Source organism: Caballeronia sp. LZ001 (assembly GCF_031450875.1).
Classification (GTDB): domain Bacteria; phylum Pseudomonadota; class Gammaproteobacteria; order Burkholderiales; family Burkholderiaceae; genus Caballeronia.
In genome coordinates this window covers 3,813,688-3,832,794 of the sequence record NZ_JARTVX010000004.1, presented here as the reverse complement: position 1 = coordinate 3,832,794, position 19,107 = coordinate 3,813,688, and the positions used below count along the sequence as shown (strand labels likewise).

The window sequence follows — 19,107 nt, the reverse complement described above, 5'->3', positions numbered from 1 at the left end:
GGCGTGGCCGGGCTTGGGCGCGCTTGAACGCAGAGCGCGGCGCCTTGGTTTTATGGCTTGCCCTGAAATACCGCTTCTTCGATTCCGCGCACACCCGGTGTGGCGATGAACACGCCGCCTGCATGCGGATCGGTCTGCAAGGCACGCTCGTTCAGTCCGACGCGCGCGCTCGTCACATACATCGAGGCGAAGTCCGCGCCGCCGAACGCGACGCAACTCGGTTGCGCGCTCGGCACATCGACACGCGCGCTTTCGCGGCCATCGGGTGCATAACGCACCACGCGATAACCGCCCCATTGCGCGTTCCAGAGACCGCCATCGGCATCGACGATGGAACCGTCGGGAACGCCCGTCGCATCGCTCAATTCGACGAACACGCGGTCGTTCGCGAAGCTCGGGTAATCGCACGCGCGAATCTGGCGCGTCGGGGAATCGCAGTAGTACATCGTCGCGCCATCTGGGCTGAAGCCGATGCTGTTCGAGATCGCGCAGTCGGGAAGCGGCAACCGTTCGAGCGACAAATCGTGATTCAGCCGATAGAACCCGCCGACCGCCTGCGCATCCTCCACGTCGTGCTTGGTGCCGAACACGAAGCGCCCTTCGCGGTCGCAGCGGCCATCGTTCAGACGCGTCGGCAAGTCGGCTTCGACGAGCATGATGGTCTCGATCTCGCGCGTCGTCAGGTCGAAGAACGCGAGCCGCGATGCAAGGCCGAGCAGCAAGCGTCCCGCATCGGCGCACGGCGTGAAGCACGCGAGCCGCTCGGGCATTTCGAAGGATTCGCTTTTGCCATCGCGCGGATCGTAACGCCACAGACGCTTGCCTTCGATATCGGTCCAGTAGAAGCGGCCGCTTCGCGCGCACCACGTCGCGCCTTCGCCGAGCGCGCACTGGCTGTCGACGAGAAGGCGCGCTTTCACGCCCATCCTCCGTCGACGACGATATCCTGCGCGGTCAACATGCTGCTGTCGTCCGACGCCAGGAACAGCGCCGCGCGCGCGAGATGTTCCGGCATCAGTTCGGCGTCGATGCACTGGCCGAGCTTGATGGCTTCGCGGCCTGCGTCGTCGAGCCACAGCGTCTTTTGCTTTTCGGTCATCACCCAGCCCGGCACGAGCGTATTCACGCGAATGCCGAACTTGCCGAGATCGCGCGCGAGGCCGCGCGTCATGCCCTGCACGCCCGACTTCGACGTGACGTAGACCGGGAAATTGCCTTGCTTGAGCATCCAGCTGATGGAGCCGAGATTGATGATCGAGCCGCCGCCGAGCTGCTTCATGTCTTCGATGACCGCCTGCGCCGCGAAGAACTGATGGCGAATGTTCACCGCGATGCCGGCATCGTACGATTCGGGCGTCACCGATTCGATCGAATGACGCTTGTCGTTCGCCGCGTTGTTGACGAGCACGCTGATGGGCCCGAGCGCCGAGCGCACATCGACGATGCCTTTACGCAAGGCGTCGATGTCGGTCAGATCGATACGCAGGAAGAGCGGCTTGAAACGGCCTTCGGGCAGCGACGCGCCGAGCCGGTCGGCGAGCGCTTCGCCCGCGGCCGTATCGATATCGAAGAACGCGACCTTCGCGCCCTGACCGGCGAAGTTTTCCACGAAGGACGCGCCGATACCGGTGGCGCCGCCCGTGATGAGCACGGTCTTGCCCGCGAGGCTGGGATAAACGGCGAGCTTCTTTTCAGTGGCTGACATGGGCTTGTTCACAAGAGTTTGGCTTCGCGAAAGCCGTATGGCTCTCGCGGCGATGCAAACGACACGACCGGAGGCTTAGTCCCGCGACCCGCGATTCTTCAGCTGATCGAGCAGCACGGCGGCCAGCAGGATCGCGCCGCGCACGAGGTACTGATAGAACGCGTCGATGTTCAAAAGGTTCATCACGTTTTCGACCGTGCCCATGATGAGCACGCCGATCACGACGCCCGAGATCGTCGCGCGTCCGCCGAGCAGCGACACGCCGCCCAGCACGCACGCGGAAATCACGTTCAATTCGAAACCTTCAGCGGCATTCGGCTGACCCGACGTGATCCGCGAAGCGAGAATGACGCCCGCGAGCGCGGTGACCGCGCCCTGGATCAGGAAGATCCACACGCGCGTGCGCTCCACGTTGATGCCCGCGAGCCGCGAGGCTTCCGGATTGCCGCCAATTGCGAGCGTATTGCGGCCGTACACAGTCTGGTTGAGCAATACGCCAAAAACGATGAAACATGCAAGCGTGACCCAGATAGGCAGGGAAATCCCCAGCATCGACAGTCCGCCGAGTTCGATGAAGGTGTCCGACGACACGCCCACCGCCTGACCGTGCGACACGATGAAGCCCAGGCCGCGCACGATTTCCATCGTGGCGAGCGTGGTGATCAGCGCGTTGATGCGCAGATAGGCGATCACCGCGCCGTTCACGAATCCGATCACCGAACCCGCCGCCACCGCCGCGATGATCGCGATGAACGTATTGCCCGTCGCGTTCAACACCATCGCGCAAAGCACGCCGGCGAAGGCGATCGTCGAGCCGACCGAAAGGTCGAAGTCGCGCGAGGCGAGGCAGAACATCATCGTGCAGGCCACCATGCCGATCTGCGAGATCGACAAGGCCAGTCCGAGCATGTTCTCGATCGAAAAGAAGTGATCGACCGTCAGCGACATCGTGGCGAACATCACCACGAAGATCACGATCAGACTGTATTCCGTCAGTTGCTGATACCACTTTTGCTTGTCGTTCTTCTGCGGAATCAGCGCGTTCGCCACCGCCTCACCCGCTTGCCCGACGATGTTTTCTCTTGCTTCCATGATGTGCTCCCCTGTCTTCTCTCTTTAAGCCGCTTCCGCGACCGTGTCCGATTGCGGCAGCGCCAGACTCAATACCGACTGCTCGTTCGCCTTCCCGCGCGGCAATTCGCCCGCTATACGCCCTTGCCGCATCACGACGATCCGGTCGGACACGCCCAGCACTTCGGGCAGTTCCGAAGAAATCATCACGATGGCGCAGCCGCGCTCCGCCAGTTGATAGATCACGTTGTAGATCTCGTGCTTGGCGCCGACGTCGATACCGCGCGTCGGTTCATCGAGGATCACGACCTTGAGATCCGGCTCCGCGAGCCAGCGCGACAGAATGGCTTTCTGCTGATTGCCGCCCGACAGAAAGCGGATGCGCTGTCTGCGGCTCGGCGTCTTGATCTTCAAGAGCTGGATGAAGCGATCCGCCGTCTGCGCTTCCTTCTTGCGATCGAGGAACAAACCCGCGCGCAGATAATGCCGGCGGCACGAGATGTTGATGTTCTCCGCGACCGTCGCCATCGCGACAATGCCCTCTTCCTTGCGATCTTCCGGACACAGCACGATGCCGTGTCGAATCGCTTCGCCCGTGCTGCGCACCTTGATCGGCTGACCGTCGAGTTCGATCGCGCCTTCCTTCTTCTTGTCCGCACCGTAGACGAGGTGCATCAATTCGCTGCGCCCCGCGCCCACCAGCCCGAAGAAACCGACGATCTCGCCGCGCCGCACTTCGAAATTCGCCGGCGCGCTCAGGGCGGCGCCTTGCAGGTTCTCGACCGAGAAGCGCACGTCGCCGAGCGGCCGCGCGCGATAGTTATAGATATCGCTGATCTCGCGGCCGACCATCTCCTGAACCAGCGTGTCGCGCGGCAAGTCTTTCAGTGAAAGATGCGACGCGATCTTGCGGCCGTCGCGGAAGATGGTGCAGGCATTGCACAGCTCGTAAATCTCGTCCATGCGATGCGAGATGTAGATAAGCGCGCGGTTGTCCGCCTTCAGATCGCGCACGAGCTTGAACAGCACTTCCGTCTCGCGATGCGACAACGAACTCGTCGGTTCGTCGAGCGCGATCACGCGCGCGTTGCGCAACAGCGCCTTGCAGATTTCCACCATCTGCCGCTGCGCGATCGAGAGCTTGCGCAGCTTGGCGTTGGGATCGAGATCGACGCCCATTGCCGTCAGCCGGTCGCGCACGTGCTTCTTCGCCTCGCGCTTGTTGACCCAGCCGAGCCGGTTCGGCAGCGCGCCGAGCAGCAGGTTCTCGGCCACGGTCAAGTCCGGCACGTACTGCAACTCCTGATGGATCACCGCGATGCCCGAAGCAATCGAAGCCGCGGCGCTTCCGAAATGCACTTCCTTTTCGTCGATGAGCACGCGCCCCGAATCGGGCTGATACTCGCCGCCGAGAATCTTGAGCAAGGTCGATTTACCCGCGCCGTTCTCGCCCATCAAACCGTGAACTTCGCCGGCGTTGACGTCGAACGACACGCCGTCGAGCGCGCGCACGCCTGGAAAAACCTTGCCGATATTGTCAAAACGCAGCGTCGCTGACACATCGCCTCCTTATGCTTCGAGCGAGCCACGCCACGCGCGGCCCGCTCTCGTCCAATGACTTAGTTCGATGCCAAGCCCATCTGCTGACGCACCGACGCCACGTTTTCACGCGTTGCCAGCATGCCGGTCGTGAGCGTGAGTGCCGGCGGCGCCTTGCCGTCCTTGATCCACGCGTACATCAGGTCCGAGGTTTCCTCGCCGTGACGCTTCGGGCTGATGATGACCGTGCCGTAGAAGCCCGTCGGGTTCGGTTTCTTGAACTCGTTGATCGCCGAATCCGAGCCGCCGATGCCGATGCCGATCATGTTGTCAGCCTTGAAGCCACGGCCTTCCGCCGCGCGCACCGCGCCGAGCACGCCTTCGTCGTTGAGCGCGTAGGCCACCCAGTGCTTGAACTGCGGGTTCTTCGTGAGCGCGATGTTCGCGGCGTTGAACGCGTTTTCGGTGTCGGTCTTCGCTTGCGGCGCCATGATGATGTTCGCCTTCGGAAAGCCCGATGCCACGAGCGCGTCGGTGGCGCCGGCCGTGCGGTCATGCGCGGTCGGCAGCTGTTCGTAAGTCACGTCGATGGCGCCGACTTCCTTCACGTCCCAGCCGCGCTTCTTGATCTCGGCCGCAATGCCGTCGCCGACTTGCTTGCCGATGTTGTAAGCCGAAATGCCCATGTGCGGCACGGCTTCGATCGGCTTGCCGGAACCGTCGACGAGACGGTCGTCCACCGTCATCATCTTGAGCTTGTCCGCCTTCGCCTTGGCCACGATGCCCGGTCCGAGCTTGACGTCAGGCGTGCAGATGATGAACCCCTGAGCCTTTTGCGCGGCGAGGTTGTCGATCGCGCTCATGACCTTTTCGCCCGACGGCGCGCCGATCTTCACGAGGGTGAAGCCCTTCGCTTTCGCGGCCATTTCGGCGAACTTCCATTCGTCCTGGAACCACGGTTCTTCGGGTTGCTTCACCAGGAAGCCGATCTTGACGTCGTCGGCGGCTTGCGCAACCGGCGCGGCGATCATGGTGGCGCTCGTGGCCGTCGCAGCGGCGAGAAGCGTAAGGAACAGTCTGCGTTTCATCGTTTTGTCTCCCGACTTTTTGCTCGAATCATGCCCGCGCACGGGCGCTCAGTTGGTTGGCGGCCGCGTTTTTGTAGTGATGCCGCACCACGGCCAGTGCGTCATTCGTGACTTCAGTCGTGGTAGAGCGCAGAGCGCCCGCCATCGATCGTGATGCAACTCGCGTTGATGAACGGCGCCTCGTCGGACGCGAGGAACACCGCCGTCATCGCCACTTCTTGCGGCTGGCCGATACGCTTCATCGGCTGCAAATCCAGTGTGGCCTGACGCGCGGCCTTTGGATCGGGCTGGCCGTTCCACCAGTCGAGCGTCAGTTGCGTTTCGATATAACCCGGCGCGATGGCATTCACGCGCACGTTGTTCGGCGCGTATTCGATGCCGAGCGCGCGCGTCAGTCCGATCACGCCGTGCTTGGCCACCGGATATGGAAAGCAGCCGGGGATGATCTTGAACGAATGCGTCGAGGCAATATTCACGATGCTGCCCGCGCCGCGCTCGACCATGCCGGGCAGCGCCGCGCGGCAGCCGTTCCAGACGCCGTCGAGATCGACGGCGAAGCAGCGCCGCCAGTCTTCGTCGGTCATCGTGAGCGGGTCGCAGAACACGTTGATGCCCGCGTTGTTCACGAGCACGTCGAGCGGGCCGAACGCGCTTTCGGTTTGCGCGACCGCTTCCTTCACCGATGCGCTCTGCGTCACGTCCGTGCCGATCGCGACGACGCGCGTCGAATTCGCTTCCTTCGCGATGCGTTCAGCCGTCGCTTGCGCCGTCTCGATATCGAGTTCCGCGAGCGCGACCGCAGCGCCCTCGCGCGCGAAAGCCAGCGCGATCGCCGCACCGATGCCGCGCCCGGCGCCCGTGATCATCGCGACCTTGCCGGCGAGGCGGTTCATTGCTTCTCGCCCCGTGTGGAACGCGCGACCGCGAGTCCGTCGATGAACGCCTTCGCATGCGATGCCGTCGCAGTTTCGCTCTGCCCCGGCTTGTACAGCGCCGAGCCGAGACCGAAGCCGTTCGCGCCCGCGCTGAGAAACGGCCCCATGTTGTCCGGCGCGACGCCACCCACCGGCACCAGCGGCACTTCCTTCGCGATCACCGCGCGCCACGCCTTCACGACATGCGCGCCGAGTTGTTCGGCGGGGAACATCTTCAATACGTCCGCGCCGTTCTTGAGCGCGAGAAACGCTTCGTTCGGCGTTGCCACGCCCGGCGCGCAGGCGAGCCCCTGCGCTTTCGCCGCGCGCACGACATCGGCGTCGCTGTGCGGCATCACGATCAGTTCGCCGCCTGCCGCGCGCACGCTGTCGACGTAACTCGCATGCAGCACCGTGCCCGCGCCGACGATGGCATCGGCGGGCAGCGCCTGGCGGATCGCCGCGATGCTGTCGAACGGCTGCGGCGAATTGAGCGGCACTTCGATGATGCGAAAGCCCGCTTCATACAGCGCGCGGCCGTGCGCCTCGGCTTCCTCGGGCGTGATGCCCCGCAGGATCGCGATCAGCGGACACGCGGCGAACGCTTTCGCGAGGCCGCCGTGCATGCCGTAAGGCGCGGGTAGATTGATGGGCGGTTGCATTCGTTTCTCCTTTCCGTGTCACATGCGCGCGGGCTTGGCGATCAACCCGGCCTGCAATGCGATTCGATAAAGCCCGGATTCGGTCGCTTGCGCCACCGTCTGCGCGTCGTTGCATCCGTATTGCGCGAGAGCCGCGCGATAGCGGTCGCACAGCGCATCGTTGCCAATCAGACGCAACGTCTTGCCGGCGAGCGTCGCGTTCTCGCGCGCCAGCACTTCGTTCAGGCCGCGCAGTTCATGGCCGATCAAAAGTCCCGACAGATAATCCGGCTGCTCGGCCGCCGTGAGCTGACCGGTCAGTCCGAGTGTGCGCGTGCTGAAGATCGTCGCCAGAAGGCCGGCATGACCGGCATCGCGCGCGGTATCGACGCCTCTCAGAAACGCCGCGCTATCCGGCTTCGCGTCCTGCTCCATCGTGCGGCCGAGGATGGTGTGATCGCGCAGTGCGCCGAAGGTCTCGCCCGTCATGAACGTATAGAAGCGTTCGATCCGTCCCGCTTGCACGAATGCCCACTTGGCATGCGTGCCCGGCAGACCGATGAGCGCGCCACTCGCCGTGTTCAGCGACGCATCGCTCGCGAGTGCGCCGAAAATCTGCGTCTCCTCGCCGCGCATCACGTTCGGCAGCGTGCCGCGTTCGAGCACGCCCGGCACGACATGAACGGTCGCGCCCCGCGCCGCCTTTACCGTGACGATGCCCGCGACGAGCGCGTCGGCATCGGCGGGCGTTTCGACGTAAGGCGCCTCCATCCAACCCTGCGCGCTGCCGACCATGCCCGCCGCGATGACGGGTAGTTGCGCATTTGCGCTCAGCCAAGCGCCGCAGGTTTCCTCGAAAGCCTGATCGAAGCCGCCAGCGGGCAGCTTCATGATTCCTGCCGACGAAGCGCGCGTGTCGAGCGCAGCGCCCGCGGCATCGAGCAGATAAGCGCGCAGGGACGTCGTGCCCCAGTCGAGCGCGATCAGAACGGGCGCGCTCATCGTTTGATCCTGCGGTTGGCTTGCGGCGCGCGCCAGCCGAGTTCCTCGGAGATTGCGCGCGCTTCGCGCTGCACGACCGGAATCAGTTCTTCCATGCGTTCGTGGGGCATATAGGGAATCGTGCTCGCCACCGAAAGCGCCGCGACGATCGCACCCGACGCATCGCGCACGGGCGCCGCCACGCAGCGGATCGACGCCTCGTTCTCTTCGAGATCGAAGGTAAAGCCACCTTGCGAATAGCGTGTCATGCGCTGCAAAAACGTGTCCATGTCCGGCCGGTTCTCCGGCTTGAAACTCGTGCGGGCGAGCGCGCGCAGCGACGCGTCGAGCAGCTTCTTCCAGACGTTGGCTTCGAGGTCGAGCATCATTGCCTTGCCGATTCCCGTCGATGCCAGCGGCATGCGATGCCCCACGCGCGAGCGCATTTCCAACCCGCGCGTGCCCGGAATCTTGTCGATGTAGAGCACGTCGTCGCCGTCGCGCACGCCGAGGTGAATGGTGTCGTGCGTGTGTTCCGCGAGCGACTGCAAATGCGGACGCGCGACCGCCGTGAGCGGCATCTGTTCGAGCGCGATGGTGCCGAGTTCGATCAGTTTCGGTCCGAGCAGATAACCGCCCTGCACTTGCCGGAGATAACGCGCCTGCACGAGCGAACTCACGAGCCGATGCGTCGTGCTGCGCGTGGTGCCGAGCGCCGCGCCGAACGAGCGCAGATCGCGCGCGCCGTTGGCGGCGGCTTCGAGAATCGCGAGGCCGCGCAAGAGCGTTTGCGTGCCTGCCTGCTGCGGCGTGATGTCGACGAGCGCGCTCGGCAGCGCGAAGGCGTCCGGATCGCGCCGATGATGGCCGTTGCTTTTCTTGTCGGCGCCGTCGTTCATGGCGTTGGCCGACATATCGCGCACGTTCGGCGCGGATTCGGTTTGTTCGATTTTGGTCATGCCGCTCGTTCCTCGATGAACACGACGCGCGTCATGCGAAGCGTGCAAGCTGGACGGCGCGCGCGGCACAAGCCCAAGCGCCCGCCGAAGCGATGACGAATCCGAAAGATGAGGCGCGTGACGCGACCCGCGAACGCGGGCAGGCGATCGATTGCATGACTTGTCTCCGTTGTTCTGGATATTCTTCGTCGCGCCCGTCTCGGATGACTGGCGCGTGTGCTTTTTATGCTGTGGTCGGATTGTAGTTCCGCCTATCTCGATAATTCAATATGTGATCGCACTGTTCACATAATGGGAGTAAAGCTGACGGCCGACAGCCTTTTGCAAACAAAAAAGCCCTGAAAAATCAGGGCTTTAACTTGTTTAGCGCTGCCAGCTAAATTTCACTCGGGCAACTCGGCTGCGCCCATTCGCCGCGCGATTACGTTGGCGCGCCTGGTCAGATACGGCGTCGCGCGGTGATCGTCGAAGTATTTCGGACGCGGCAGCATGACGGCAAGCCGTGCGCTTTGCGACGCGGACAGCTTTGCCGCTGTCGTCTTGTAGTAATACTGAGCCGCCGCCTGCGCGCCGTAGACGCCATTACCCCACTCAACCGAATTGAGATAAATCTCGAAGATGCGCTGCTTGTCCATCAAAAGCTCGAGCATCGACGTGATGACGAGTTCCTCGGCCTTGCGGATATAACTTTTCTCGCGCGACAAGAACAGATTCCGCGCGAGTTGCTGCGAAATGGTCGAACCGCCCGCGACGATCTTTCCGCGCGCCTTGTTCTTTTCCCAGGCTTGCAAGATGGCGTCGGTTTCGTAGCCGTTGTTATTGACGAAGTTGGAGTCTTCCGACGCGATGATCGCGCGCTTCAGATTGCGCGAAATCTGGTCGTACGGAACCCACGTGCGTTGCAGTTCGATGCCAGGACGCTCTTTCGCGAGGGTCCAGGCGTCGGCGCGCATGAAGGCCGTCGCGCCGGGATTCACCACGGTCCAGACCGCGATCTGCGCGAAGAAGTAGAGCTGCGTCGCGAGCGCGGCGATAACCAGTACCGACACGCCATAACCGATCCAGCGCGCGGGACCGAGCCGCACCCCGCGCCGCTGCCGCGTGCGCGTGTGCTCGGACATGGGTGCGGTCGTCATCAGACTTTGGCTGCGAGCACCTGGCGCAGCTCGCGCAATACCGCGCCGCCGTCCGGGCGCACGCCGCGCCAGATGAAGAACGATTCGGCCGCCTGTTCGACGAGCATGCCGAGGCCATCCGCCGCGCGCGCCTGAAGGCGTTCGGCGTGCTGCATGAACACGGTTGGCTTCGCGCTGTACATCATGTCGTAGGCGAGCGTGCCGGCGCCGAACGCGGCGGCGTCGCAGTCGGGCAAGGCGGCGTCGAGACTGCCCGCGGTCGCGTTGACGATGACGTCGTAGCGCCCTTCTTCCGCGCTCTTCGCGCTGCCGCCCGCAAACCGCACGTTCGACGCGAGCGCGGCTTCCGCGAACTGATCGACCAGTTGCAGCGCCTTCTCAGCCGTGCGATTCACGATGGTGAGCACCGCCGGCGAGCGATCGAAGATAGGCAGCACGACGCCGCGCGCCGCGCCGCCCGCGCCAAGCAGCAGCACGCGCTTGCCCGTGAGGCTCACGCCGAGATTCACTTCGATGTCGCGCACGAGGCCGACGCCGTCCGTGTTGTCACCGCGCACGCCATCCGCACCGAACGACAGCGTATTGACCGCGCCCGCAGCGGCTGCGCGCGGCGAGAGTGTATTGGCGAAAGCGTGGGCGTCGAGTTTGAAGGGCACGGTCACGTTCATGCCGCGTCCGCCCGACGCCATGAACGTTCTGGCTTGCTCCTCGAAGCCGCCGAGCGGCCCGAGGATGCGTCCGTACTCGATAGGCTCGCCGGTCTGGATAGCGAATTTCGCGTGAATCCACGGCGATTTGCTGTGCTCGATCGGATTGCCGATCACCACGTATTGATCGCGTTGCGTCATCGCGCGCGTCCCGTGAGTTGGCGCGCGGCGTGCGCGCTCTGGATCATGCCGGCGCGCGGCTTCATTCCGCCCGCCCCGAAGACGCTTGCGATTCGCCTGCACCCTCGACTCCGCCGGCACTTTCGGCACCTTCGGCACCTTCGGCCGACGGCTCCGTCGCGGAGACTTCCGCCTGCGCTTCGGCTTCGCTTTCGGCGCTGAGATCGACGGTTTCGACGATCTCTTCCTCGGCTTCGTCTTCTTCCACCGGCGCGCTTTGCGTCGGCGCGTCGATCACGTGCAGCAGGCGGCACGACGCCTCGACGGTCAGTTCATCGATGGATACGACTTCGAGCATCAAACGCGTGCCGCGCGCATGCACGCCGAGTCCGGGCACATGCAGGATCAGCGGAATTTCTTCGAGACGCACCAGATCGTCCTTGATGACCGATGCTGGAACTTGCCGCTTGTTCTCCTGCTTGAGCCAGCGCAGACACCAGAAATACTCCATGCGGCGCTGATGATCGGCATAAGCGGTGTAGGTATCGTCGAAACCTTGCACCACGGCGAAGAGATCCGCGTCCTTCGGCTTGAACGGCGCGGCGAGCTTGGCCGTCACGCCATGCTGCACGCACGCGAGCAATTGCCACTGATTCACGAGATCGACATAACGGCGCAGCGGCGAGGTGCTCCACGCATATTGTGCGACGCCCAAGCCTTCGTGCGGCGCGGGTGTGGTCTGCATGCGCGTGCGCTTTGGACCGGGACCGCCGAAACCGCGCTGCGAACGGTAAATGCCCGGTACGCCGTGATCGTTGAGAAACGCGCCCCACGACGAATTCGCGAGAATCGCCAGTTCGGCGACGATCAGATCGAGCGGCGAGCCACGGCGGCGCGGCGTAATGGTGATGTGCTCGCCTTCGACATAGAAATTGAAGTCGTTGTTACGCTGCACTTCGCGCTTCAGACCGTAAGTAGCGCGCGCCTGCTGTCGCTTTTCGAAGAGCGCTTGAGCCAGCGGCCAGAGCACGGCAATGTCCGCCTTGTGCGGATAATCGCCGCTGCCGTCCGCGAGCGTCTCTTCGGTGACGTGTTCGTCGAGATGGTTGTGGCGCAGATTCGACTTCACGAATACACGTTCGGCGCGCGTTTCGGTGGCGACGATCTCCTGCGTCTCGCGATTCACGATGATGTAAAGCGACAGCGCCGGGCGCAAGCCGCCTTCACCGAGCGTGAAAACATTGACGACGTCGTCGGGCAACATGGTGATCTTGTCGCCCGGCATGTAGACCGTGGACAGCCCGGCCACGCGCAATGGCGTCGATCGCATCGCCCCGCGCGATGCCAAGCGCCGGCGCCGCGATGTGAATACCCACGCGCACGCGGCCATCGGAGAGATGCTGGACGGAAAAGGCGTCGTCGATTTCGGTCGTCGTGACGTCGTCGATGGAGAATGCTTCGACATCCGCTTCGGGCAAGTCTTCCGGGAAAGGCGCGGGTTGCAGCGACGGAAAACCGACGCCGTGCGGAAAGAACTCCGACAGGAACTTCGCTTCGTGCAAGGCGCGCGCCGAGGCAATTCCGCCGCATTCCAGCATGAGCCGCGCTTGCGAAATTCCGCGCGCGGCCGCCGCCGCTTCGAGCGCCTTGTACTCGATGGAGTTCTTGTCGGGCTTCGTGAGCAAACCGATTGCCTTGCCCGCGAGCGCCTCGGGCAACTTGCCCGCCTTCAGTTCCTCTTCGTAGCCCGCTTGCACGAGCGCCTGCTGACGCTTGCGTTCGAGCCCGGCAAGCGCCATCTGCAATTGCTCTTGCGGCGCTCGCTGATACTGCCCGCGCCCCTTGCGGCGAAAGTACACCGGCGCGCCATGCATGCGCAGCACGAGGGCCGCGCGTTCGGCCGCGCCGAATTTGTCGCCGAAGTAATCCGCGCCGAGCGTGGCGAACGGAAATTCGTCGTCGGGCGCGCATTCCCACAGAAAGTCGAGATCGATCTCCTGCGCGATGGCGTCGGCTTCCTGCATCAGCTCGCCCGCAGCGGGTTTATCGAATTCGATCAGCACGTCTTTCGCGCGCACTTTCGCACGCCGTCCGCCCGGCAATTCGACCTGGAAGGCATCGCCCTGTTTGGACAGCACCGATCCGGCCTTGAAACTACCCGATTCCTCGAAGAAAACGTTCACTCAATACTCTCGTAAAACGGTGGACCGGGTCGCGGCAAGCGCGCCGGCGGTTGAATGGGCTATGTCCTCGCGCCGCGCGCGTGTCACGCGGCCGCGGATGCGACGGCGGGCGGCGGTTCGCGTCCGCAGAACGCGAGCACGTCGTCCAGATAGTCGGGGAAGTCGCTGATGGCGTGATCACCGCCTTCGATCAGCGTGGTGCGCACGCCGGGGTAGTGGGCGAGCATGGTGCGGTAATCGAGCACTTCGTCGCCGGTGGCCGCAATCAGATAGTAACGCTCGGCCTGCGTGATCTTATCGACGGCGAGCGCGCGCAGTTCGTCCAGATGGCGCGGCAACACGGTGATGCTGCCGCCGCCATGCCACAGCGGCTGTTCGCCGAGATAGTGGCTCAGATCGCGCTGCGGCACCACGGCGGGATTGAGCAGCACGGCGCGCCAGCCGTGCTTTTCGGCGAGATACGTGGCGTAGAAACCGCCGAGCGAACTGCCGACCACGGTGATTTCAGCAGCGGACGTATTCGCGACGAGCGATTCCGCCAGTTCGATCGCTTCTTTCGGCGAGACGGGCAATACCGGACACTGCCATTCGCTCAGCCGCCCGAGGTCCGCCAGACGCGCACGCATGACGCGCGCCTTGAAAGATTGGGGCGAGGAGCGAAAGCCGTGCAGGTAGAGAATCACGCGTTTCCTCCGGACGGACGCGCCGAAAGTGCGTCGAGCAGCTTTTGATGCACGCCGCCGAAGCCGCCGTTGCTCATCACGAGCACGTGGTCGCCGGGGCGCGCGGCGGCCGCGACCGCCTTCACCAACGGTTCGATCTCGTTGAATGCCTGTGCCTTGTCGCCGAGCGGTGCGAGCGCTTCCGCCAGATCCCAGCCGAGTTTGTCGCGGCCATCACGCGCGCCATAGCCGAACACGAGATTCGCGTCGGCGAGACTGCCGGGCAACTGCGCTTTCATCGTGCCGAGTTTCATGGTGTTGGAGCGCGGCTCCAGCACGGCCAGAATGCGCGCGTCGCCAATACGCGTGCGCAGGCCGGCAACCGTGGTTTCGATGGCGGTTGGATGGTGCGCGAAGTCGTCGTAGACGGTGACGCCATCCACGCTGCCCTTCACTTCCATGCGCCGCTTGACGTTGCGAAAGCTCGCCAGCGACTTGACCGCTTGCGACGCCGGCACGCCGACCGAGCGCGCCGCTGCGATCGCCGCGAGCGCGTTCATGCGATTGTGTTCGCCCTGCACTTGCCACTCGACCACGCCTTGACGCTCGCCTTCCCAATACACCGCGAATTGCTCGTCGACGCGCGCGCCCTCGGTCGCGGGTAGCGCTTGCCAGCCGCCATCCACACCGAAGCGTTCGACGCTCGACCAGCAGCCGCGCGTCAGCACGCGTTCGAGCGCGCCTTCGCGCCCGTTCGTGACGATGCGTCCGATGCCCGGCACCGTGCGCACGAGATGATGAAATTGTGTTTCGATGGCGGCGAGATCGGGGAAGATATCGGCGTGATCGAATTCGAGATTGTTGAGCACCGCCGTGCGCGGCCGATAGTGGACGAACTTCGACCGCTTGTCGAAGAACGCGGTGTCGTATTCGTCGGCTTCGATGACGAAGAAGCTCGAGTCGGTCAGTCGCGCGGAAATGCCGAAGTTGAGCGGCACGCCGCCAATGAGAAAGCCCGGATTCAAACCCGAATCTTCCAGTAACCACGCAAGCATGGAGCTCGTCGTGGTCTTGCCGTGCGTGCCCGCAACCGCCAGAACCCACTTGCCCGCAAGCACGTGCTCGCCGAGCCACTGCGGACCCGACGTGTAAGGCAGGCCGCGGTCGAGAATGGCCTCCATCAGCGGATTGCCTCGCGACACCACGTTGCCGATCACGAACAGGTCGGGTTCGAGCGCGAGTTGCTCGACGCCGTAACCTTCGATCAGTTCGATGCCTTGCGCTTCGAGTTGCGTGCTCATCGGCGGGTAGACGCCGGCGTCGCAGCCGGTGACCTTGTGGCCCGCTTCGCGCGCCAGCACGGCGAGTCCGCCCATGAAGGTGCCGCAGATGCCGAGGATGTGGATGTGCATAAACCGTGTCGCGCCGCGTGGGCGAAGAAGTGCGGGAAACATGAAACGGCGCCGCGTGCACGCCGTGCGCGAAGACGCCTGGAGGCGCATATTGTAACCGACGCACTCCGCCACCTTACGCCCGCCGGCAGCCGATGCAAACCGGCGCGATCGAGGGCCGATCAACGCTCGATCGAGACCCGATCGAAGCCGTTCAACGATATCTAGTATTATTTCGCCATGGTTCGCAAATCACATTTCGATCCGCAGCGCGTGCGCGAGGAAATCGCCATCGCGGCCGCGAGAATGATCGCCGAAGACGGCCTCGACTACTCCACAGCCAAGCGCAAGGCGGCGCGGCAGGTGGTCGGCGAGGCGAAGATCGGCGGCGAGTTTTTGCCCGACAACGATCAGATCGAAGAGGAGATCCGCGAGTATCAGGCGATCTTCCAGAGCGACAGTCAGCCTGTCGTCCTGCGCCGCATGCGCGAGTTCGCGCTCGAATGGATGGAACGGTTGAAGCCCTTCGATCCGTATTTGACCGGCGCGGTACTCAACGGCACGGCGGGCGAGCATTCCGACGTCCACTTGCAATGCTTCTGCGACAACCCGAAGGAAGTCGCCATCTACTTGCTGAATGCGAACATTCAGTACGACGTGTCAGAGACGCGACATTTCGCCGGGCGCGGTTACGTGGAAACGCTGAGTTTTTTGCAGCGCATACCCGGCGAGGAACCAATGGGCCTGCACATCGCGCTCTATGATCCTGACGACTTGCGCGGCGCCGTGCGCGCCGATGGCCGCGGACGTCTCGCGCGTGCGAACGCCGCGACGGTACGCACGCTGCTCGATCATCCCGATACCCCGTCGCTCGAAATCAGCGGCTGACTCTATTTTTTCCTATGAACAGCAAACGGATTCTGGCGCTTCTAGTCGTCGCGGTCGCGGCGACGGTCGGCGGCTTCTACGCGGGGCATGTCTTCACCGGCGGCGAAACCGTGGCCGCGACACAGAATAATGGCAACGCCGTCGAACAATTATGGAAGGCCGCGCCGCCGGGAGCCTCGGGCACTGCGCAACCGCTTGCATCCTTCAAAGGAAAACCGGTCGTCGTGAACTTCTGGGCTTCGTGGTGCGGACCGTGCGTCAAGGAAATGCCGGAGTTGTCGGCGCTACATCGCGAATATGAGAAAAAAGGCATCACATTCATCGGTTTAGGAGTGGACAGCGAGAAGAACGTCAACGATTTTCTCGGCAAGGTGAAGGTGGACTATCCCGTCTATGTGACGGGCTTCGGCGGCGCCGACCTCGCGCGCAGCTTCGGCAATAACGCGGGCGGTTTGCCGTTCACCGTCGTGATCGACGCAGAAGGCGTGGTCCGGTCGACCAAGCTTGGTGAAGTCAACGTCGCCGAACTTAAGCGTACACTGGACGCGCTGTAAAAATTCGCTGCGTTTTTAACCGAAGTGTCGTTCAATAAGCAGCAAGTTAGCAGGTTGAACGCCGATCTTGCCGGAACTTCGCTCTTTCGCTACGACTTGTCCGAACTTCTGCCCTACTGATCGGACCCTGTCAGAACGGTAAAACTAGACAAAATTCTCTAAAGAGCGCTAAAGTGCGCCGAATTCCGCACAACCCGAAGCGACCATGAACACTCAACTGGTGCCGCAAGGCGACATTGCTGTCGAAACCGACACGCGTTTGGTGTGCGTCGACCAGCCTTTTCGCAGGCCATCGGGGAGCGCGCTTCAAAACCATCACGATGACGCATTCGACATGAACGCGCCTTGCGTGCCGATCGATTCTGCCGCCGCAACTTCGGCTCACGTTTGGTCCAGCGCACGGCGCTTGCAACAAACGCGTGCCGAAGCGCTGGCCCTGCCGGTCCGCGGCTGACAGTCAGAACACCACAAAGTCAAGTCAAGCACCGGGGGCAGTCCCGGTCTCCAAGCATTGAAAGGGGAATTTTCGATGGACCTTCGTAAACTTAAAACGCTGATCGACCTCGTCTCGGAATCCGGCATCTCGGAACTCGAAGTGACGGAAGGCGAAGGCAAGGTTCGCATCGTCAAGAATGCGGCGCCGGTCTACATGCAGGCGCCTCAGCAATACGCGCCGCAAATGCAGGCCGCACCCGCGCCGTTCGCCGGCGGCGCAGGCGAAGGTTCGGCGGCGCCCGCCGCGAGCCCCGCTGCCGTCGCGCCGCAAGGACACATCGTCACTTCGCCGATGGTCGGCTCGTTCTACCGCGCGCCTTCGCCGGGCGCGGACCCGTTCGTCCAGGTCGGCGATACGGTCAAGGAAGGCCAGACCATCTGCATCATCGAAGCCATGAAGCTCCTGAACGAGATCGAAGCCGACAAGTCCGGCGTCGTAAAGGAGATCCTCGTCGAGAACGGTCAGGCGGTCGAATACGGCCAGCCGCTCTTCGTGATCGGCGACTGACGCGTTACGCCGGACGACGCCGGATGCACCTCATCACGATGGCTCGCACCGTGTTTTCGATCTCCGGCTGCCCGCCGTGTCCGCGCGCTTCGCATCGGTTTTCCCCGATGCCCGAACCGCGCGCCGCCGATTCGATTCCCGAGGGCGCGCCCGTCGCGCCCGTTGATGAGCCGACCCACAGCCATGTTTGAAAAAATCCTCATTGCGAACCGCGGCGAGATCGCGCTTCGCATCCAGCGCGCGTGCCGCGAACTGGGCGTCAAGACCGTTGTCGTCTACTCGGAAGCCGACAAGGAAGCAAAGTACGTGAAGTTGGCCGACGAAGCCGTGTGTATCGGTCCGGCGCCGTCGAACCTCAGCTATCTGAACATGCCCGCGCTCATCAGCGCGGCCGAAGTCACGGACGCCGAAGCCATCCACCCCGGCTACGGCTTCCTTTCCGAGAACGCCGATTTCGCCGAACGCGTCGAGCAATCGGGCTTCACGTTCATCGGGCCGCGTCCCGAAACCATACGCATGATGGGCGACAAGGTCACGGCCAAGCAGACCATGATCAAGACCGGCGTGCCGTGCGTGCCGGGCTCGGAAGGCGCGTTGCCGGACGATCCAAAAGAGATCGTGAAGATTGCGCGCACGGTCGGCTATCCGGTCATCATCAAGGCGGCGGGCGGCGGCGGCGGACGCGGCATGCGCGTCGTGCATACGGAAGCGGCGCTCGTAAACGCGGTAAACATGACGCGCGAGGAAGCGGGCCGTGCGTTCGGCAATCCGCAGGTCTACATGGAGAAATTCCTGGAGAACCCGCGGCATATCGAGATTCAAGTGTTGGCGGATTCGTTCCGCAACGCGATCTGGCTCGGCGAGCGCGACTGTTCCATGCAGCGCCGACACCAGAAAGTGGTCGAGGAAGCGCCGGCGCCGGGTATCGCGCGGCGGCTGATCGAGCGTATCGGCGACCGCTGCGCCGACGCATGCAAGAAGATGGGCTATCTCGGCGCGGGCACGTTCGAGTTCCTGTACGAGAACAACGAGTTCTACTTCATCGAAATGAATACGCGCGTGCAGGTCGAGCATCCGGTGACGGAACTCATCACGGGCGTGGATATCGTGCAGGAACAGATTCGCATCGCGGCTGGCGAGAAGCTCTCGATCCGCCAGAAAGACATTCAGTTTCGCGGCCACGCGATCGAATGCCGGATCAACGCGGAAGATCCGTTCAAGTTCACGCCGTCGCCGGGACGTCTCACGTCGTGGCACGCGCCGGGCGGTCCGGGCATCCGCGTCGATTCGCACGCCTACAACGGCTATTTCGTCCCGCCCAACTACGACTCGATGATCGGCAAGCTGATCTCCTATGGCGCGACGCGCGAGCAGGCGATCAACCGCATGCGGATCGCGCTCTCGGAAATGGTCGTGGAAGGCATTCAGACCAACATCCCGCTGCATCGCGAACTGATGATCGACGCCAAGTTCGTCGAAGGCGGCACGAGCATCCATTACCTCGAAAACAAGCTCGCCGCGCGCAAGGCGGCGGTGGCCGAAGAGTCGAAGGCATAAGCGAGTCG

At 63.4% G+C, this 19,107-nt stretch carries 18 protein-coding genes and 1 pseudogene; 5 read left to right on the top strand and 14 right to left on the bottom strand.

The features are described from left to right. Positions 1 to 50 precede the first annotated feature (50 nt). From P9292_RS28940 to mpl, 14 genes and pseudogenes are all read right to left on the bottom strand, one after another. Positions 51 to 926, bottom strand: coding sequence for an SMP-30/gluconolactonase/LRE family protein (locus tag P9292_RS28940; RefSeq protein ID WP_244826246.1), 876 nt, complete (start codon positions 924 to 926; stop codon positions 51 to 53). Next, on the bottom strand, positions 917 to 1,705 hold the full coding sequence (locus P9292_RS28935) for an SDR family NAD(P)-dependent oxidoreductase (protein ID WP_244826247.1): 789 nt from the start codon (positions 1,703 to 1,705) through the stop codon (positions 917 to 919). Before P9292_RS28935 ends, P9292_RS28940 begins: the two co-directional genes overlap by 10 nt. A 75-nt stretch (positions 1,706 to 1,780) precedes the next feature. Beyond that, positions 1,781 to 2,797, bottom strand: a complete 1,017-nt coding sequence (gene araH / locus P9292_RS28930; protein ID WP_244826248.1) for an L-arabinose ABC transporter permease AraH — start codon at positions 2,795 to 2,797, stop codon at positions 1,781 to 1,783. A 24-nt stretch (positions 2,798 to 2,821) separates the two neighbouring features. Then, on the bottom strand, positions 2,822 to 4,336 hold the full coding sequence (gene araG / locus P9292_RS28925) for an L-arabinose ABC transporter ATP-binding protein AraG (RefSeq protein WP_244826249.1): 1,515 nt from the start codon (positions 4,334 to 4,336) through the stop codon (positions 2,822 to 2,824). 59 nt (positions 4,337 to 4,395) lie between these two features. Beyond that, positions 4,396 to 5,403, bottom strand: a complete 1,008-nt coding sequence (locus P9292_RS28920; protein WP_244826250.1) for an arabinose ABC transporter substrate-binding protein — start codon at positions 5,401 to 5,403, stop codon at positions 4,396 to 4,398. Between the two features lie 113 nt (positions 5,404 to 5,516). Continuing rightward, on the bottom strand, positions 5,517 to 6,296 hold the full coding sequence (locus P9292_RS28915; protein WP_309962416.1) for an SDR family oxidoreductase: 780 nt from the start codon (positions 6,294 to 6,296) through the stop codon (positions 5,517 to 5,519). After that, positions 6,293 to 6,979 (bottom strand): 2-dehydro-3-deoxy-6-phosphogalactonate aldolase, encoded by a 687-nt coding sequence (locus tag P9292_RS28910; RefSeq protein WP_250465664.1) that lies wholly within the window; start codon positions 6,977 to 6,979, stop codon positions 6,293 to 6,295. Before P9292_RS28910 ends, P9292_RS28915 begins: the two co-directional genes overlap by 4 nt. Positions 6,980 to 6,997: 18 nt before the next feature. Further along, entirely contained in the window at positions 6,998 to 7,960 is a 963-nt protein-coding gene (locus P9292_RS28905; RefSeq protein WP_244826253.1) for a 2-dehydro-3-deoxygalactonokinase, read from the bottom strand. After that, the gene (locus P9292_RS28900) at positions 7,957 to 8,838 is read right to left on the bottom strand and encodes an IclR family transcriptional regulator (RefSeq protein ID WP_244828117.1); all 882 of its coding nucleotides are present in this window, start codon (positions 8,836 to 8,838) and stop codon (positions 7,957 to 7,959) included. The genes P9292_RS28905 and P9292_RS28900 overlap by 4 nt, the downstream gene beginning before the upstream one ends. A 443-nt stretch (positions 8,839 to 9,281) precedes the next feature. Beyond that, positions 9,282 to 10,019 carry a monofunctional biosynthetic peptidoglycan transglycosylase gene (gene mtgA / locus P9292_RS28895; RefSeq protein WP_309844404.1) on the bottom strand — a complete coding sequence of 246 codons (738 nt, stop codon included), beginning with the start codon at positions 10,017 to 10,019 and terminating at the stop codon, positions 9,282 to 9,284. A gap of 14 nt (positions 10,020 to 10,033) precedes the next feature. After that, complete coding sequence (gene aroE / locus P9292_RS28890; RefSeq protein WP_250465667.1) at positions 10,034 to 10,882, bottom strand: shikimate dehydrogenase; 849 nt, start codon at positions 10,880 to 10,882, stop codon at positions 10,034 to 10,036. A gap of 61 nt (positions 10,883 to 10,943) precedes the next feature. Continuing rightward, positions 10,944 to 13,044: pseudogene (locus P9292_RS28885) on the bottom strand (ribonuclease catalytic domain-containing protein). A gap of 83 nt (positions 13,045 to 13,127) precedes the next feature. After that, positions 13,128 to 13,727 (bottom strand): YqiA/YcfP family alpha/beta fold hydrolase, encoded by a 600-nt coding sequence (locus P9292_RS28880; RefSeq protein ID WP_309962414.1) that lies wholly within the window; start codon positions 13,725 to 13,727, stop codon positions 13,128 to 13,130. After that, positions 13,724 to 15,118 (bottom strand): UDP-N-acetylmuramate:L-alanyl-gamma-D-glutamyl-meso-diaminopimelate ligase, encoded by a 1,395-nt coding sequence (gene mpl, locus P9292_RS28875; RefSeq protein ID WP_244826258.1) that lies wholly within the window; start codon positions 15,116 to 15,118, stop codon positions 13,724 to 13,726. The genes P9292_RS28880 and mpl overlap by 4 nt, the downstream gene beginning before the upstream one ends. A 219-nt stretch (positions 15,119 to 15,337) precedes the next feature. On the opposite strand from mpl, the gene P9292_RS28870 reads away from it, so the two are divergent. From P9292_RS28870 to accC, 5 genes are all read left to right on the top strand, one after another. Continuing rightward, the gene (locus P9292_RS28870; RefSeq protein WP_244826259.1) at positions 15,338 to 15,985 is read left to right on the top strand and encodes a UDP-N-acetylmuramate--alanine ligase; all 648 of its coding nucleotides are present in this window, start codon (positions 15,338 to 15,340) and stop codon (positions 15,983 to 15,985) included. Positions 15,986 to 15,999: 14 nt separating this feature from the next. Continuing rightward, a complete protein-coding gene (locus P9292_RS28865) occupies positions 16,000 to 16,539 on the top strand; it encodes a TlpA disulfide reductase family protein (protein WP_309962412.1) in 540 nt (179 codons plus the stop codon). Between the two features lie 205 nt (positions 16,540 to 16,744). Beyond that, positions 16,745 to 16,993 (top strand): hypothetical protein, encoded by a 249-nt coding sequence (locus tag P9292_RS28860; protein ID WP_309962409.1) that lies wholly within the window; start codon positions 16,745 to 16,747, stop codon positions 16,991 to 16,993. Positions 16,994 to 17,068: 75 nt separating this feature from the next. Beyond that, a complete protein-coding gene (gene accB / locus P9292_RS28855; RefSeq protein WP_244826261.1) occupies positions 17,069 to 17,542 on the top strand; it encodes an acetyl-CoA carboxylase biotin carboxyl carrier protein in 474 nt (157 codons plus the stop codon). Between the two features lie 183 nt (positions 17,543 to 17,725). Next, the gene (gene accC / locus P9292_RS28850) at positions 17,726 to 19,099 is read left to right on the top strand and encodes an acetyl-CoA carboxylase biotin carboxylase subunit (protein ID WP_244826262.1); all 1,374 of its coding nucleotides are present in this window, start codon (positions 17,726 to 17,728) and stop codon (positions 19,097 to 19,099) included. Positions 19,100 to 19,107 lie beyond the last annotated feature (8 nt).